We start from the raw sequence: 16497 nt of genomic DNA, 5'->3' as shown, positions 1-16497 counted from the left end.
ATTCTCCCGCGGCGACATTGCGGGCGCATGGACAATCATCAAAACCAACTGGTGCGGTGAGGAAAAACAGTCATGATCATCAGCAGAAGATCGTTCATTGCCCTGTGTGGAACGGCGGCGAGCATTGCCGTCCTCAGGCCGGCCTCGGCGGACACCATGAAAGTGGCCATCGTGATGCCGGGCAACATCACGGACAAATCCTGGAGCCAGTCCGGCTATGAAGGCATTCTCCAGGCCAAGGAGAAGCTCGGCATCGAGGTCGCCTATAGCGAAAAGGTCGCGCAGGCCGATCAGGCCGAGGCGATGGCCGACTATGCCAGGCGCGGCTACAAGGTGGTGATCGGCCATGGCGGCGAATTCCAGGATGCCGCCAAGCGCGTGGCCTCCAAATATCCCGACACGATCTTCGTCGTGAATAACGGCCAGCAGGGCGAAGGCAATATCGCCTCGGCCGACTTCAACTTTTCGCAATTCGGCTATCTCATGGGCTATATTGCCGGCAAGATGTCCAAGACCGGCAAGGCCGGCTGGATCGGCGGACAGAAGATCAAATTCTCCCTCGATCTCAATGCGAGCTACGAAAAGGGCTTCAAGGATGCCGGCGGCACGGAGGTCTTCACCGCCTACACGAATGACTGGGACGACATCGCCAAGGGCAAGGAAGCCGCCCTCAACCAGATCTCCCAGGGCGCCGACGTGATCTTCCCGACCATGGACAATGCGGTGATCGGCAGCCTGCAGGCCGCCAAGGAAAAGGGCGTGTGGGCTTTCGGGCTCTATTACGATGCGATCAGCGACTGGCCGGACACCGTACTCCAGTCGGCCATCTTCGACATCAAGGGCGCCATGCTCGACTATCTCAAGCTCGCTCAGGAGGGCAAGCTCGAGGGCAAGAACTACAATTTCGACCTGTCGACGCCCGAAGCGGCCCGTATCGGCACCTTCCACTCCGCCGTTCCGGAAGAAGTCAAGGCCGAGGTGCTGGCGCTCGCCGAGAAGATGAAATCCGGCGAACTCAAGCCGTAACGATGTGACCGGGGGCGCCTCGTGAGAGGCGTCCCCTTATCATTTGCATTGCGGATCAGGTGAGTGGGCGGGTGATGGATCACATTGTCATCGATGGGATCAGCAAGTCGTTTGGCGAGTTCAAGGCGCTCGACAACATCGATATCAAGATCGCCAAGGGCGCGATCCACGCCATTCTCGGCGAGAACGGCGCCGGCAAGACCACATTGATGAACATCCTCTACGGGCTCTACCAGCCCGATGAGGGCCGCATCCTGCTCGACGGTAAGGAACTCAGGCTGGCGTCGCCCGCCGACGCCATCGCCGACGGCATCGGCATGATCCATCAGCATTTCATGCTGGTGAATTCGCTGACCGTCACCGAGAACATCGTGCTGGGTCTGAGCGGCGGCCTCAGCACCGTCAATTTCACGACCCATGAGAGCCGCATCCGCGAATTGAGCACCAAGATCGGCTTCGACATCGATCCGACCGCGCAGATATGGACGCTCCCCATGGGCATGCGCCAGCGCGTCGAGATCCTCAAAGCCCTCTATCGCAAGGCCGAAGTCCTCATCCTCGATGAACCAACCAGTGTGCTGGCACCGAGCGAGATCGGCTCCTTCCTCGAAAGCCTCAGGGCGCTCAGGGCCGCCAATCACACCATCCTGCTCATCACCCACAAGCTCGAAGAGGTCATGCAGGTGGCCGACCGCGTGACGGTCATGCGCCACGGCAAGGTCACCGATGAGATCGATGCCAAGGACACGACGCCGCGCCAGCTCGCCCGGCGCATGGTCGGGCGCGACGTGATCATGAATCTCAAGCGTGTGAAAACCACGCCCGGCAAGGTCATCCTCACGGCCCGTGATCTTGTCGCCACCAACGACAGGGGTGTCAAGGCGCTCGACAATCTCAGCTTCGAGCTGCATGAGGGCGAAGTGCTCGGCGTGACCGGCGTCGACGGCAACGGCCAGCGCGAGCTCAGCGAAGTGATCGCCGGCCTGCGCCCTCTCGACAGCGGCGCGCTCGAGGTCTCGGGCCGCGACATCACCCGCCTCGGGGTGAAGCAGCGCAAGAACGAAGCCGGCATCGGCTTCGTGCCCGAGGACCGGCAGACGACCGGCCTCGTCCTCGACTATCCGGTGGCGACGAATCTCGTCCTACGCGACTATGATCGCCCCCCCGCCTCGCATCGCGGCATCCTCGATTTCGCTTATATGGCAAAGAACGCCATCGAGCTCGTCAAGCGCTACGACGTGCGCCTGCGCTCGCCGCAGCAGCTGGCCCGCTTTCTGTCGGGCGGCAATCAGCAGAAGGTCATCCTGGCGCGCGAGATCGAGGCCCGGCCGCGGATCCTGGTGATCATGCAGGCCTGCAAGGGTCTCGATATCGGCGCCATCGAATTCGTGCAGAACACCATCTTCGATCTCAAGAAAGCGGGCGTCGGCGTTCTCTATATTTCCACCGAGCTCGAACATGTCATGGATATATCGGACCGCATCGCGGTGATGTGCCGCGGTGTCATCACCGGCATTCTGGCGCCGGAGGAAGCGACCGGCGAGCGTCTGGGCGAACTGATGGCGGGCGTGAAAGGGGAGGCCGCCTGATGGCGCGGTTCATGCAATTCCTCTTCGTGACCAAGACGGTGTGGGCGGTGCTTCTGGCATTGCTCGCCGGATCGGTCCTGATCCTGGTCGCCGGCGCCAATCCGATCGAAGCCTATCGCTCGCTCTTCGGCGAAGCGTTCTTCGACTATTACGGCTTCGGCGCCACGCTGGTGAAGTTCTCGCCCATTCTGCTCGCCGGTCTCGCCGTCGCCATTCCGCTGCAGGCCGGCCTCTTCAATGTCGGCGCCGAGGGCCAGATCTATATGGGCGCGCTGTTCTGCGCCATCGCCGCCCTCTATCTGCCGGAAATGTACTGGCCGCTGCATCTCCTCATCTGCACGCTCGCGGGTGCGGCGGGCGGCGCCTTCTGGGCGGCGATCGCCGGCTATCTGAAGGCTTATCGCGGCATCAACGAAGTCATCGTGACGCTGCTGCTCAATTATGTCGGCATCAATATCGTCAGCTATGCCGCGGGCGGCCCGATGATGGAGGAAGGCGCACCCTACCCCTATTCGGCCGAGATTCCGTCCGGCCTGTTCCTGCCGCACATCATGAACCCGACGGACGCGCATATCGGCGCCATCGTCGGCGTGCTGCTCGCCATAGCCCTGGCGCTCGCCCTCAAATACACGACCTTCGGCTTCGCCATCACGACGGTCGGCAGCAATCCCCAGGCGGCGCGCTATGCCGGCATCTTCGTGCAGAGGCAGATGGTTGCCACCATGGCGCTTGGCGGCGCGCTGGCCGGTCTCGCCGGCGCCTTCGAGATTCTTGGCGTCAAATATCGCCTGTTCCATATGTTCAGTCCCGGCTACGGCTTCGACGGCATCGTCGTCGCCTTCATGGCGGCCGCCAACCCGATCCTCGTTCCCATCTCCGCGCTGTTTTTCTCAGGACTGAGATCCGGCGCGCAGTTCATGCAACGGGCCGTCGGCGTCGACAGTACGGTGATCGACGCCATCCAGGGCCTCGTCGTCATCTTCGTCGCCGCCAGCCTCGCCATCAAATTCAGCGATTCGCGCTGGGGCAAGATCCTGGCGCGGCGACGCGCCATGGAAGCGGCGGTCACGCTGGGGGAGAAGCAGAATGCTTGAGTTTCTGGATCTGGCGCTGATCACCGACCTGTTGCGCACCAGCCTGCGCCTCATGGTGCCGATCGCCTTCGCCGCGCTCGGCGGCGTCATCTGCGAGCGAGGCGGCATATATAATGTCGGGCTCGAAGGCATGATGCTGTCGGGCGCCTTCGGCGCGGCACTCGGCACCTTCCTCACTGGCAATCCCCTTGGCGGCGTGCTCGTCGGCATATTGTGCGGCATGCTGGGCGGCGGCGTTCTCGGCCTCCTGTCGATCCGCCTGAAGGTCAATCAGATCGTCTGCGGTATCGCCATCAATCTCGTCGCCCTGGGCCTGACCGCCTTCCTGGCGCGCCTGATCTTCGGCCTCAATGCCACGACCAAGACGCTGCCCGGCTTCACGCCCTGGGCCATATCGGGTCTGTCCAAAATTCCTTTCATCGGGCCGATCTTCTTCGACCAGGATCCGCTCATCTATTTCCTCTATCTGCTCGTGCCCTTCCTCTATTGGCTGATCTACAAGAGCGCCTGGGGCCTCTCTGTCAGGGCGACCGGCGAAAACCCGGGAGCCGCCGATTCTGCCGGCGTTCCTGTCTATTCGGTGCGCTTCGCCTGCGTGCTGCTGAGTGGCGCGCTCGCCGGCCTCGGCGGTGCCTATATCGTCGTGTCGCAGGTTTTCGTCTTCACCGAACATATGAGCGCCGGCAAGGGCTTCATCGCGCTCGCCGCGATCATCCTCGGCCGCTGGGATCCGATCGGTGCATTGCTCGCTTCGTGGTTCTTCGGTTTCTGCGACGCGCTGCAGCTCAGGCTGCAATTCGCCAATCCGTCCGTGCCCTATCAGATCTTCACCGCTCTCCCCTATGTCGCCTCCATCCTCGCCCTTATCGGCCTCTATGGCCGGGTGAAACCGCCGGCGGCGGTGGGCGTGCCCTATCAACGCGAATCCAAGACCTGAAGACATGTTGCTTAAACCGGGCACGCTGACCCTGAAGGATCTGCGCGACTTCTCCGCGCAGGATATGGAGCTCGAACTCGCGCCCGCCGATCGCCAACGCATGGCGCAGTCGCGGCAGGTCGTCGAGGATCGTATCGCGCAAGGCATCACCACCTATGGCGTCAATACCGGCTTCGGCACGCTGTCTGGTCATCTGATCTCGGCGCGCGACCTCGACGAGTTGCAACGACGGCTCATCGTCTCCAACGCGGCCGGGACTGGCGAGTTCATGGGCCGGAACGATGTGCGCCGCATGATGCTGCTCAAGGCGTCGGCGCTGGCAACGGGGCGCTCGGGTGCACGACCGCAACTGGCCGAAGCCATATTGGCGCTCCTCAACCACGACATCACCCCTTGCGTTCCAAGCAAAGGTTCGGTCGGCGCCTCGGGCGACCTTGCGCCGCTGGCCCATATGGGCGCCGCCTTGATCGGAACGGGCGATGTCCTTCATGCCGGCTGCATCGTATCCGCCACGGCGGCGCTCGAGGCGGCCGGGCTCAAGCCCTTCAAGTTCGCGGCAAAGGAAGGCCTTTCGATCGTGAACGGCACTCAGGCCTCCACATCCTTCGCGGTCGCCGGCCTCTTCCGCGCCGAGGAACTGCTCGCGGCAGCACTCGTCGCGGGCGCGCTCAGCGTAGAGGCGGCGCACGGCCAGGACATGGCGTTCGACGCCCGCCTGCATCAGGCGCGCGGCCAGCCTGGTCAGATCGCCGTTGCCGGTATGCTGCGCATGCTTCTCGCCGAGAGCGGCATCCGCGTCGACGCGCGCGTCAATGGACGCCTCCAGGATCCCTATTGCCTCAGATGCCAGCCGCAAGTGATGGGCGCCTGCCTCGATCAGCTGCGTCATGCGGCGACGGTCATCGGGCATGAGATCAATGCCTGGACCGACAATCCCATGGTCGACGCCGAGAGCGGCGACATTCTCTATGGCGGGAATTTCCATGCCGAGCCGGTGGGCATGGCCGCCGACATGATCGCGGTCGCTCTGGCGGAGATCGGCGCCATGTCGGAGCGGCGTATCGCGATGCTCACCGATCCCCATCATAGCCGGCTGCCGGCCTTTCTCGTCAAGGAAACCGGCCTCGATTCAGGATTCATGGTGGCCCAGGTGACGGCCGCCGCACTCGCCAGCGAAAACAAGTCGCTCGCCCATCCGGCAAGCGTCGATTCCATCCCCACCACCGCCAATCACGAGGACTTCGTCAGTATGGCGACCTTCGCCGCGCGGCGTCTCGCCGACATGGCGGACAACGTCGCGGCGATCCTCGCCATCGAGCTTCTGGCCGCCTGTCAGGGGCTGGAATTCCGCCGTCCTGCGCGCTCCAGCAAACTCCTCGAAGATATTCACGCCAGGATCCGCCGACTTGTTCCAGCCTATGAGGAAGACCGATTCTTCGCGCCCGACATCGCGGCGGTGAAGGATTTGGTCCTTTCCGGCGCGTTCCTCGCTATGCTTCCGCCCGACCTCGCTTTGAGCTCGGCCAGTTCCTGCCCATAAAATGGAGAAGAAAATGTCCGCATCAGAACTGTTGACGCTGCCTGCCCGCAAGGGCCGGGCCTGCCGCCTCACCAAGGGCCAGGCCATCAAGATCATCAACACGCATGGGCATCAGGTCGTCGATACCTGGGCCTTCAGCGCCGAAGACCTGCATGAATTCATGTCGAACGAGCATCTGCGGCCTACCATCGGCACGATTTTCCCGACCAAGGGCCACAATCTCCACACCAACCGGCGCCGGCCCATCCTGTTCTTCGAGGAAGACACCTCGCCAGGCATCCATGACACGCTTCTCGCTGCTTGCGACGACTATCGCTACGGACTCCTCGGCTGCACCGAATATCACGACAACTGCACCGATAATCTCTATGCCGGCATGCGCCAGATCGGGCTGACACCACCAGAAGTGCCGAGCCCGCTCAATCTGTGGATGAACATCCCGGTGGCGCCCGACGGCAAGACGGGGTGGGGTGAGCCCGTATCGAAGGCCGGCGACTATGTCATCCTGCGCGCCATGATGGACTGTGTCATCGCCATGTCGGCATGCCCGCAGGACATCCTGCCGATCAACAAGGGCAAGCCCGTCGAAGCCCACTACCAGATCCTCTCCTGACAACGGACAGAGCCATGATCAGACGTCCCGTTCCGTGGCCCAATGGCGCAAAGGTCGCCGTGGCCATCACTTTCGACATGGATGCCGACAGCCTCGTGCACATCGAGCATCCGCAGGATTCGATCACCCGCGTATCGACCATGTCGATGCTGAAATACGGGCCCGAAGTCGGTGTGCCGCGCATCCTCGACGGCTATCGCCGCTACGGCCTCAAGCAGACCTTCTTCGTTCCCGCCTGGTGCATCGAGCAATATCCACAGGCGGTGGAAGCGATGGTCAAGGACGGTCACGAGGTCGGTTTCCACGGCTATATCCATGAGGCGCCCAATTCGCTGTCACGCAGCGAGGAGCAATATTGGATGCAGCGATCGATCGCCGTCATCGAGAAACACACCGGCAAACGGCCGCGCGGCAACCGCTCGCCGCTCTACAATTACTCGATCCACACGACCGATCTCCTGGTCGAGGAAGGCTTCCTCTATGACTCTTCGCTGATGGGCGACGACGTCCCCTATATCCTTGACAATGGCAAGGGCGAGATCGTCGAATTGCCGTCAAGCTGGGCGCTCGACGACTGGCCGCCCTATGTGCATTCGATCGATCTGAATTATATGTTCCAGATCATGTCGCCCGACCGCGCCATGGAGACCTTCATGGCCGAGTTCGAGGCGATGCGCACCGCCGGCGGTGGCTTATGGATCGGCGTGTGGCATCCTTTCGTCAGCGGGCGGCTGTCGCGCTGGCTCCGGATCGAGAAGATGATCGAGTATATGCTGAATACCGGCGATGTCTGGTTCGCCCGGCTGGAGGATATTGCCGGCCATGTGCAGAGCCTGCGCAAGAAGGGCACCTATCAGGCGCGCGTCGACAAGCTGCCCTATTACGACAAGCTCCAGATCCCCTCGCCGCCGCCCTCGTCGATGCTGCGCAAGGGGTAGATTAAGGCGTGATGAGACTAGTGTCCCGAATCCGAAGTTCGCCAAAGCCAGCGGGACCTTCCGAGCGAACTTCGGATTCGGAAGGACACTAGAAAACCTAATGAATCTAGTGTGCTTTTGAACGCGAAGTTCCTGTCCGTGCAAGCCACCTGATATCAGGAACTTCGCGTTCAGCACACTAGCCTCATCTGCAACCCTCACCCTGAGGTGGCCGCGCAGCGGCCCTCGAAGGGTGGCAAGCGGCAAGACTTCGTGCCTGGATCATGCTTCGAGGCTCGCTTCGCTCGCGCCTCAGCATGAGGGCGTTAACGACTATAGTCATTTTGCGGGATAGGGAGGAAGAAATGAGCGAGCGGATCAATATTGCTGATATCAGCTGGCCGGAATTCGAGCGGCGCATCGCCCAGGGCGCGGTCGTCTTCGTGCCGGTCGGCGCTACCGAGCAACATGGCCGGCATCTGCCGCTGGGCGTCGATGCCATCATTCCCTCCGCCATTTGCGAAAGGCTCGCCCGCTTCTGCGGCGGGTTGGTCGCGCCGACGGTTGCCTATGGCAACCGCTCGCAGCCGCGCTCCGGCGGCGGCCCGGCCTTTCCGGGAACCATCAACATCACCGCCGCGACACTCACGCTGCTGCTGCGCGACATTCTCACCGAGCTTTTCCGGCACGGCGCCCGGCGCATCGTCATCGTCAACGGACATTATGAGAACACCTGGCCGATGGTCGAGGCGATCGAACTCGCGCTCGATCATATCGGCCGCGACCGCCTCGGCGATCTCAAGATCCTGCGCCTCGATCATTGGGAGCTGGTGCGCCCCGAGACGCTGGCCCGCGTCTTCCCCAATGGCTATCCGGGCATCGAGCTCGAACATGCGAGCGTCATCGAGACGTCGCTGATGCAGGTGCTCAAGCCCGATCTCGTCGATCTGAGCCAGGCGAAGAATGACGGACCGGCGAAGTTCAAGCCCTATGACCGCTTCCCGGGGCCGGTTACGGAAGTGCCGCCGTCCGGCGTCCTGTCGATGACGGCGGGCGCGTCGGCGGAAAAGGGCGAATGGCTGCTGGCCGACGTCATCACACGCATGGAGCAGGCGCTCGCCGAGGAGTTCGGCGCCGGCAAAGCCCGGTAGGACGGCGATGCTGTCTTTCAACCTAGCCGATGGCGGCCGCGTCGAGCCGGTGATCGGCCGGCTCGTGCTGGCAGGCTTCGCCGGGCGCAGCGCCGCCGACGTCGAGGCCCATATCGAGGAGATGGCGCGCCAGGGCGTCAAGCGCCCGCCTTTCGCGCCTATGCTCTGGCCGGTCGCGCCGCGCCTCATCACGCAAGGCGCCGAGATCACCGTCTATGGGCCGGATACGGTGGCGGAGGTGGAATATGTCCTCTTCGCCTGGCAGGACAGGTTCTATGTCACGGTCGGCAACGACCAGTGCGACATCGAGGTCGAGCGTGAGCTGTCGAGCGAAAAATCCAAGAATCTCTGCCCCAAGGTGCTGGCGGGCGGCGCCTGGCCGCTCGACGATGTGCTGGCGCATTGGGACGATCTCGAGCTGAGGCTCGCCTGCAACGGCACGATTTTGCAGCAGGACCGGCTCGCCGCCCTGATCCGCCCCGAGACCTTGCTCGCGAAGCTCGCGGCACTGGACGGCATCGAGGCCAATGGCCGGATGGTCTTTTCCGGCACCATTGCGAGCAAGGGCGCCTATCCGCCGGCGCCCTATCGCATCGACATGACGATCACCGATCCGCTGAGAGGCCGCGAGATACGGCACGGCTTCACCGTCACGGCGCTCAAGCCGCTGTATTGATCTCAATTCCGGAGGCAAGAATGGCCCTATCACCCAATGAAATCCCCAAGATCTTCGGCGACGTGCCCGCCTTCATGGGCTCGGCCTATACGCCCGATCTCGCCAAAGCTGGCAATCCCGATGCCGTCGTCGTCGGCATGCCCTATGACGGCATCGCCACCTTCCGCGGTGGTGCCACCCGGCGGGCACCGCAGGAGATCCGCAAATATTCGCTGCTCTTCGGCTCCTATCATTTCGATTGGGACCTCGAGACGCTCGATCATGTCACGGTGACCGATTGCGGCGACATCGACGTCATGCCGGGCGACACACCTTTGAGCTATCGCAGGCTCGAGGACCGCATCGCCGAGATCCAGCGCATCGGCGCCGTCCCCCTGATGATGGGCGGCGATCACGGCGTGACTTATCCCGCGGTGAAGTCGGTCGCCGCACGCCAAGGCGGGCCGCTCGGCTTCCTGCTGTTCGACACGCATCTCGATCTTTCCGAGAATTTCAACAACGACCGGCTGACGCGCGCCTCGCCGGTCTTGCGCATCTGCGAGCTGCCGGAGATCGATCCCAAGCGCATCGCCATCATCGGCCCCAAGGGTGCCCGCAACCTGCCGGAATGGACGCCGCTCGCGCGTGAGCTCGGCATCACCATCTATCCTGACCGCGTCGTCCAGAAGCGCGGCATCGAGGCGATCGTCGAAGAAGCGCTCGACATCGTGTCGCGGGACGGCCGCCCGCCCTATGTGAGCGTCGACATCGACGTGATCGACCCCGCCTTTGCGCCCGGAACCAACAGCATCGAGCCGGGCGGCTTCACGGCGCGCGAGATCATCAATGGAGTCCGGCTCGGCTGCGAAAGGGGTTTCTGCGGCTTCGACGTCGTCGAAGTCTCTCCCGATTACGATTCGAAGACCGGACATACCTCGACGCTCGCAGCAAAATTGATGGTCGAGGCGATTACCTGCCTCGCCGCCCGCAAGGCCGGCAAGATCCGCGCCTGGGACAGACGCTGATGCGCGCCCTCGTCCTTCCTCATACGGGCGGCCCGGAGGTGTTCCGCTGGGAAGAGGTCGCGACACCCGAACCCGGCGCCGGCGAGGTGCGCATCAAGGTTTGTTATTGCGGGGTGAATTGGGGCGATATCCAGAAGCGGCTCGGCAACTATCCGGATCCGATCGCCTATCCGGCGATCATCGGCCTCGAAGTGTCGGGCCATGTCGACACCGTAGGGCCTGGGGTTCGCGGCGTGAAGATCGGCGCACCGGTGGCGGCGATCACCGGTCCCCGGATGCTCGGCGGCTATGCCGAATATTGCGTCGTGCCGGCGGACTATGTGATCAACTTGTCGGCCGGCATCGATCTGAAGCTGGCGGCGGCGATCCCCGCCGCGTCCATCACCGCCTGGCATCTCCTCAACACCGCCTATCCGTTGCGCCGCGGCGAGACAATTCTCATTCATGCCATTGGCGGCGCCGTCGGCCTCATGCTGACGCAGATCGCCTCGGCCAAGGGCGCCCGGGTGATTGGGACGGTCGGCTCGGCCGGTAAGGCCGAGGGCCCCCTCAAGCTTGGCGCCGCCCATGTCATCGACCGCTCGCGGCAGGATTTTGTCGCCGAGGTGATGCGGCTGACCGACGGACGCGGCGTCGATCTGGTGATCGATTCGCTGGGCGCCGACATTCTCGAGCGCAGCTTCGATGTGCTGCGTTATTTCGGCCGGCTGATCAATATCGGCGAGGCGGCGGGTGATCCGCATTTCAATATCCGCGCCAAGCTCTATCAGCGCTCGACATCCATGGCAGGGTTCGAATTCCTGCATGCGAGGCCAGGCTCGGCTGTCTGGCGGCGCGGCATCAGAGCCATAACCGAGGGCCTGGTGATGGGGAAGCTCACGCTGCCGATCGAGGCCATCCTGCCTTTGCCGGAGGCCGGCAAGGCGCATGAGCTGCTCGCATCACGCACAGTGTCGGGGAAGCTGCTGCTGGAGGTTTCATAAGCGCTACTCTTGCGATCGTGGGCCGGCGCGTGAGATGGAAAATACCGGTGTCGGGCATAACTGTATTTTCCAACTCCCTGCAAATCGCTGCAAATCCGCTGTTATTCCCCTGTAAATCCGCTGTAAAAATTCCCCTGTTAATCTGCTGTTCTCAGCGGATTGACAGGGTCCGCACCACATCGAGCAGCACATTGGCGCCGGCGATGAGGTCGGCATCAGGCGTGAATTCCTTCGGATTGTGGCTGATGCCGCCGATGCTCGGCACGAAGATCATCGCCGCGGGTGCGATGCGCGCGAGCATCTGCGCATCATGCCCGGCGCCCGAGGTCATGCGGCGCACCGTGTGGCCGCGCGCCTTCGCCGCCGCTCCGATCTCGCGCACCAGCCCCTGATCGAAGATAACCGGTTCGAAACGGGCGAGGCGCTCGACCGAGACCGTAATCCCTTCCAGCGCGTTCAGGTAATCGGCAAGCGCCTGCTCATGGGACTTGAGGCTCGTTTCGTCGGGATCGCGTAGATCGATTGTGAAAATGGACCGCGCGGGTATGACATTGATGGCATTGGGCTCGAAAGCGATGGTGCCGACCGTCGCCACCGTGCCCGACGCCGAAGCCTTGGCGCGCTCATACAGAAATGTGATGACGGAGGCGGCGGCAAAGCCGGCATCGTGGCGCATCGCCATGGGCGTGGTGCCGGCGTGATTGGCCACACCTTCGAGCGTGATGCGCTGCCAGGAGATGCCTTGCAGATTTTCGACGGCGCCGATGGCGATGCCCTCGCGCTCCAGCACCGGCCCCTGCTCGATATGGAGCTCGATATAGGCGGCGGGCCGCGCGACATCATCTGACCCGGCATAACCGATGCGCGCCAGTTCCTCGCCGAGGAGCTTGCCGTCGGTGCCGCGCGCGGCGAGCGCCTCATCGACGGTGATGCCGCCGGCAAAGGCGAGCGAGCCCATCATGTCGGGTGAAAAGCGCACGCCCTCCTCATTGGTGAAGGCGGCGACGACCAATGGCCGTTTCGGTGTCAGGCGTGCCTCCTTCAGGGTTGCGATCACCTCGAGCCCGGCCAGCACGCCATAACAGCCATCATAGATGCCGGCATCAATCACCGTGTCGATATGGGAGCCCAGCATCAAGGGTGCCTCATGCGCGTTCTCCGACTCCGTCCAGAGCGCGAAGATATTGCCGACGCGATCCACCTTGACCGCGAGCCCCGCTTCCCTGGCCCAGGCGACGAACCGGTCGCGACCGGCCTTGTCGGCATCGGAAGCCGCGAGCCGGACGAGCCGGCCGTCGCCGTCTCGGCCGATCTCGCCCAATTGCTTAAGACGGCTCAGGAGACGGTCAGAATCGATCGCGAGATTGCTGAGGGCCATGCGCCATTCTCCTATAATCGGACGAAGTCCGCCAGCCGATCGCCGCGCGACACCTGTTCGCGCAATTCGGCCGGCGAGCCGTTGAAGGCGATGCGGCCCTTTTCCATGAAGACCACGCGGTCTGACACATCGAGCGCGAATTTCATCTCATGGGTGACGATGACCATGGTGCGGCCCGATTTCGCCAGATCCGCGATGATGCGCAGGACCTCGCCGACTGTCTCAGGGTCCAGCGCCGAGGTCGGCTCGTCGAAAAGCAGCACCAGGGGCTCCATGGCCAGCGCCCGGGCGATGGCGACGCGCTGCTGCTGGCCGCCCGACAATTGATGCGGATATTTGTTCTCATGCATGAGCATGCCGACCTGGTCAAGCAACTGGCGGGCCTTCGCCTCGATCTCGGACCGGCCGCCACGCTTGTGATAGACGGGCGCCATCATCACATTCTCCAGCACCGTCTTGTGCGGGAAGAGATTGAAGCTCTGGAACACCATGCCGATTTCCAGCAACTCATGGCTGAGTTTCGGCGGCTTCAGCTTCTCCTCATTCCCAGCCAGAATGGCGACGCCATGGAGATGCACCACACCGCGATGGAGGGCTTCGAGCCCGTTCAAGGAGCGGATCAGGGTCGTCTTGCCGGAGCCCGACGGCCCGATGATCGACACCACCTCGCCTTGCTTGACCGCCAACGAGAGGTCACTGAAGACAGTACTTTCGCCGAAACGCTTCTCGCCGCGCTCGAGGCTGATGGCTGGCTGTTGCGCAGAAGCGGTGAAACGCACCGCCGCGAACGCTTGCCCGTCGGCCGTCGCCGTCGACAGCTCCGTCTCTTTCTTCGAAAAATCGAGATGCTTCTCCAGGAGCTTGAGCAAGCGGTCGAATACGGTGACGATCAACACGTAATAAAAGGCGACCGCCAACATGGTCTCCATCACCTTGAAATTCTGCGTGTAATAGCGCTGGCCGACGAGCAGGATCTCCGACAGCGATATGACCGAGACGAGCGAGGTCAATTTGACGATCGAGACATACTCGTTGCCGAGCGCCGGCAATGCGATGCGCAGCGCCTGGGGGATGACGATCAGGCGCTGGATGCCGAGCTTGCCGAGCCCCAGGACGCGGCCCGCTTCATACTGGCCGCGATTGACCGCCATCAGCGCGCCGCGATGGATCTCGGCGATATAGGCGGTCTCGCTCAGCACCAGAGCGATCAGCCCCGCGACGAAAGGCAAGGACAGAAAGGCGCCGGTCGAGGGAAAAGCCTGCGGCAAGTTATAGACGAAGATCAAAAGCACCAGCAGCGGCAGGCTGCGGAAGAACCATATGTACACTGAGGCGGCCCGGCTCACCGCCCAGTAAGGTGACTGCCGTGCCAAAGCAACGAGGAAACCCAACACGACGCTCAGAACCCAGGCGGCAAGGCTCAATTCGACGACGAGAAGGGTCGCCTTCCAGAAGTCGCGGCTCCAGAAGAGCTGCAACAGATAGGTCCAATCGAATTCCATGAGATCTCGAGCCCTATTCGGTCAGAGATTTCTGGATTTCTTCCGGTGTCGGCATGGCAAGATTGTATTTCTTGAGAAGCTCCACATATTCGCCGGACGCGATGAGCGCCTTGAGCTCGGTATCGACGCGCTCCGCCAATGCCGTGTTGCCCTTCTTGACGGCAATGCCCATGACCACCGGGAAGAGAATTTCATCCGAGGTGATACGCAAGCGGTCGCCGGCTGTGATGACGGCCGCCTGCGAGACACCGGCATCGTCGAAGACGACATCGACACCGCGCGAGAACAATGCCTGCACAGCTTCCGCGGAGGTCGCATATTCCTGCACCTGGATCGGCTCGGAAGCGCATTTCGCGTCCGACACCTTCTGGAGCTCGGGCACCCAGGCGGCGCCTTTGAGATTACCGACCCGCTTGCCGCACAGCTCTTCCGGCTTCTTTGGCGCGAAACTGTCGTCGCCGCGCACCATGAGCGAGCCGCCGGTCTTGGCATAGGGAATGTAGTCGACGACCTTGGCGCGGGCAGGCGTCACATAAAGCGCCGAAGCGATCATGTCGTAGCGCTGAGCCTGCAATCCTGAGATCAGATTGGCGAAGCGCGTGTCGATGAATTTCACCGAAAGCCCGAGCTTGGGCGCGATCAGGGCCATCACATCGGCGTCGAGCCCCTTGGTCTCGCCATTCTCGATATAGTCATAAGGCGGGTAGACCTGGTCCGAGCCGATGAGAAGTGTGCCCTGCTCGATCGTCTCCACTTCGGCCGCCTGAGCGCCAGCGAGGCCGAAGGCAAGTGTCACCGCGCATAGTCCTACCAGAAGGCGTTTCGTCATTCTCATCTCTCACTCCCTTGCTTTTATGATTCAGGCAGCGCGTCTCCTTCGCCCAATCGCTCGGGCGTTGGCTTCTGCGTTGCGCTTGGTTCAGCGGATGACCGGCAGCTCGCGTGGCGCCCGCTTGGTCAGGAGGCGCGGACCATCCCTGGTGACCGCGATATTCTCCTCATGCACGATCATCTTGCCCGGCGCATATTCCATGCCGGGTTCGATGGTGAGCACCATGTTCTCGACGATCTCGGTACCGTCACCGAGGCGATGCGACGGCGGCTCGGTGAGTTGCATGCCGAGGCCATGGCCGAGACGGCCGACATTGTTGCCGATGGCGCCCGCGTCCTCGATGATCCTGGCCATGGCGCGCCAGACATCGTCGGTCTTCGCACCCGGCACGGCGGCCGCAATGCCGGCCTCGGTCGCCAGCCACAGCGCCTCATGCACGCGATGCGCCTCGTCCGATACCTTGCCCACCGCATAGTTGCGGTCGAAGTCGCAGAAATAGCCGTCGAAGGTCGAGCCCGTGTCGATGAACAGGATGTCGCCCGCCTCGATCAGACGGTCGTGCGGGCCGCAGACGATCTGCGCCACCCCGCCCAGTCCCGATATGGCCGGCATGAAGGGTGTCGAATCGGCGCCGCGGCGGGCGATGTCGATGCGCAGTTTGCGCACCACCTCGCGCTCGCTCTCGCCGATCCTGATTTGCGATGGCAGCGCCTCATAGGCGTCACTGGCGATCTGGCAAATATAGTGGATATGGGCGATCTCGGCTTCGGTCTTGACCATGCGGATTTCCCAGATGCAGGGCGATCCGTTCTCGAGGCTGAGCCCCAAGCTGCCCCGCAATTGCAGGAACTCCGCGACCGGCATGCGCAGCGCCATTTCGCGGCCCATCTCGGCGCCGACCTTGCCATGCTTGCGGGGCAGGCTCTCGATTGTCGATTTGAGCAGCGACAGGCCGTCATCTTCCGGATTGGGCGCCGCCCAGGTGCGGATATCCTTGACCCCGGTAAGCGCCATTTCTGGCGCGCCGATCTCCGGGATCACCGCGATCGGCGCTCCCTCACGCGGCACGACGACGAACCAGGGCCGGGTCGGGCTTTCCCAGAATTGCGAATCGAAGCCGGTGAAATAACGCACATTGGGCGGCGCCGTGAGGAGCAACGCATCGAAGCCATGGCGGTCCATGATTTTCTGCGCGCGCGCCGCGCGTTTCTCGAATTCGGCGGCCGAGAAGCCGCGCTGAGGTATCTGCAATGAA

At 62.8% G+C, this 16497-nt stretch carries 15 protein-coding genes; 11 read left to right on the top strand and 4 right to left on the bottom strand.

Annotated features, from left to right (window positions below; genetic code table 11):
• Positions 1 to 72: 72 nt before the first annotated feature.
• The 11 genes from G5V57_RS15890 (at position 73) to G5V57_RS15840 (ending at position 11530) form a co-directional block, all read left to right on the top strand.
• Complete coding sequence (locus tag G5V57_RS15890; protein WP_165168571.1) at positions 73 to 1026, top strand: BMP family protein; 954 nt, start codon at positions 73 to 75, stop codon at positions 1024 to 1026.
• Between the two features lie 74 nt (positions 1027 to 1100).
• A complete protein-coding gene (locus G5V57_RS15885) occupies positions 1101 to 2615 on the top strand; it encodes an ABC transporter ATP-binding protein (RefSeq protein WP_165168569.1) in 1515 nt (504 codons plus the stop codon).
• Positions 2615 to 3709 carry an ABC transporter permease gene (locus G5V57_RS15880; RefSeq protein ID WP_165168567.1) on the top strand — a complete coding sequence of 365 codons (1095 nt, stop codon included), beginning with the start codon at positions 2615 to 2617 and terminating at the stop codon, positions 3707 to 3709. The genes G5V57_RS15885 and G5V57_RS15880 overlap by 1 nt, the downstream gene beginning before the upstream one ends.
• Positions 3702 to 4646 (top strand): ABC transporter permease, encoded by a 945-nt coding sequence (locus tag G5V57_RS15875; RefSeq protein WP_165168565.1) that lies wholly within the window; start codon positions 3702 to 3704, stop codon positions 4644 to 4646. The genes G5V57_RS15880 and G5V57_RS15875 overlap by 8 nt, the downstream gene beginning before the upstream one ends.
• A 4-nt stretch (positions 4647 to 4650) precedes the next feature.
• A complete protein-coding gene (gene hutH, locus G5V57_RS15870) occupies positions 4651 to 6186 on the top strand; it encodes a histidine ammonia-lyase (protein ID WP_165168563.1) in 1536 nt (511 codons plus the stop codon).
• A 13-nt stretch (positions 6187 to 6199) separates the two neighbouring features.
• Complete coding sequence (locus tag G5V57_RS15865; RefSeq protein WP_165168561.1) at positions 6200 to 6799, top strand: DUF1989 domain-containing protein; 600 nt, start codon at positions 6200 to 6202, stop codon at positions 6797 to 6799.
• 14 nt (positions 6800 to 6813) lie between these two features.
• Entirely contained in the window at positions 6814 to 7737 is a 924-nt protein-coding gene (locus tag G5V57_RS15860) for a polysaccharide deacetylase (protein WP_165168559.1), read from the top strand.
• Positions 7738 to 8081: 344 nt separating this feature from the next.
• Complete coding sequence (locus G5V57_RS15855) at positions 8082 to 8867, top strand: creatininase (RefSeq protein ID WP_165168557.1); 786 nt, start codon at positions 8082 to 8084, stop codon at positions 8865 to 8867.
• A 7-nt stretch (positions 8868 to 8874) separates the two neighbouring features.
• Positions 8875 to 9543, top strand: a complete 669-nt coding sequence (locus G5V57_RS15850; RefSeq protein ID WP_165168555.1) for a DUF2848 family protein — start codon at positions 8875 to 8877, stop codon at positions 9541 to 9543.
• A gap of 20 nt (positions 9544 to 9563) precedes the next feature.
• Positions 9564 to 10547 carry an agmatinase family protein gene (locus tag G5V57_RS15845; RefSeq protein ID WP_165168553.1) on the top strand — a complete coding sequence of 328 codons (984 nt, stop codon included), beginning with the start codon at positions 9564 to 9566 and terminating at the stop codon, positions 10545 to 10547.
• A complete protein-coding gene (locus G5V57_RS15840; RefSeq protein ID WP_165168551.1) occupies positions 10547 to 11530 on the top strand; it encodes a zinc-binding dehydrogenase in 984 nt (327 codons plus the stop codon). Before G5V57_RS15845 ends, G5V57_RS15840 begins: the two co-directional genes overlap by 1 nt.
• A 151-nt stretch (positions 11531 to 11681) precedes the next feature.
• Here G5V57_RS15840 and G5V57_RS15835 read toward each other — a convergent pair whose 3' ends face one another.
• The 4 genes from G5V57_RS15835 to G5V57_RS15820 all read right to left on the bottom strand — a co-directional run bounded on the left by G5V57_RS15835 (position 11682) and on the right by G5V57_RS15820 (position 16493).
• Positions 11682 to 12908, bottom strand: a complete 1227-nt coding sequence (locus G5V57_RS15835; RefSeq protein ID WP_165168549.1) for a Zn-dependent hydrolase — start codon at positions 12906 to 12908, stop codon at positions 11682 to 11684.
• A gap of 11 nt (positions 12909 to 12919) precedes the next feature.
• Positions 12920 to 14410: an amino acid ABC transporter permease/ATP-binding protein gene (locus G5V57_RS15830; RefSeq protein WP_165168547.1), complete on the bottom strand. Its 1491-nt coding sequence runs from the start codon at positions 14408 to 14410 to the stop codon at positions 12920 to 12922.
• A gap of 13 nt (positions 14411 to 14423) precedes the next feature.
• Entirely contained in the window at positions 14424 to 15239 is an 816-nt protein-coding gene (locus tag G5V57_RS15825; RefSeq protein ID WP_165168545.1) for an ABC transporter substrate-binding protein, read from the bottom strand.
• A gap of 90 nt (positions 15240 to 15329) precedes the next feature.
• Positions 15330 to 16493 carry a Xaa-Pro peptidase family protein gene (locus G5V57_RS15820; RefSeq protein ID WP_165168543.1) on the bottom strand — a complete coding sequence of 388 codons (1164 nt, stop codon included), beginning with the start codon at positions 16491 to 16493 and terminating at the stop codon, positions 15330 to 15332.
• Between the last annotated feature and the right edge of the window lie 4 nt (positions 16494 to 16497).

The sequence above is a fragment of the Nordella sp. HKS 07 genome (assembly GCF_011046735.1).
In the GTDB taxonomy this organism is placed as follows: domain Bacteria; phylum Pseudomonadota; class Alphaproteobacteria; order Rhizobiales; family Aestuariivirgaceae; genus Taklimakanibacter.
Note: the sequence above shows the minus strand (reverse complement) of the source record. Positions and strands in the feature narration are given on the sequence as shown.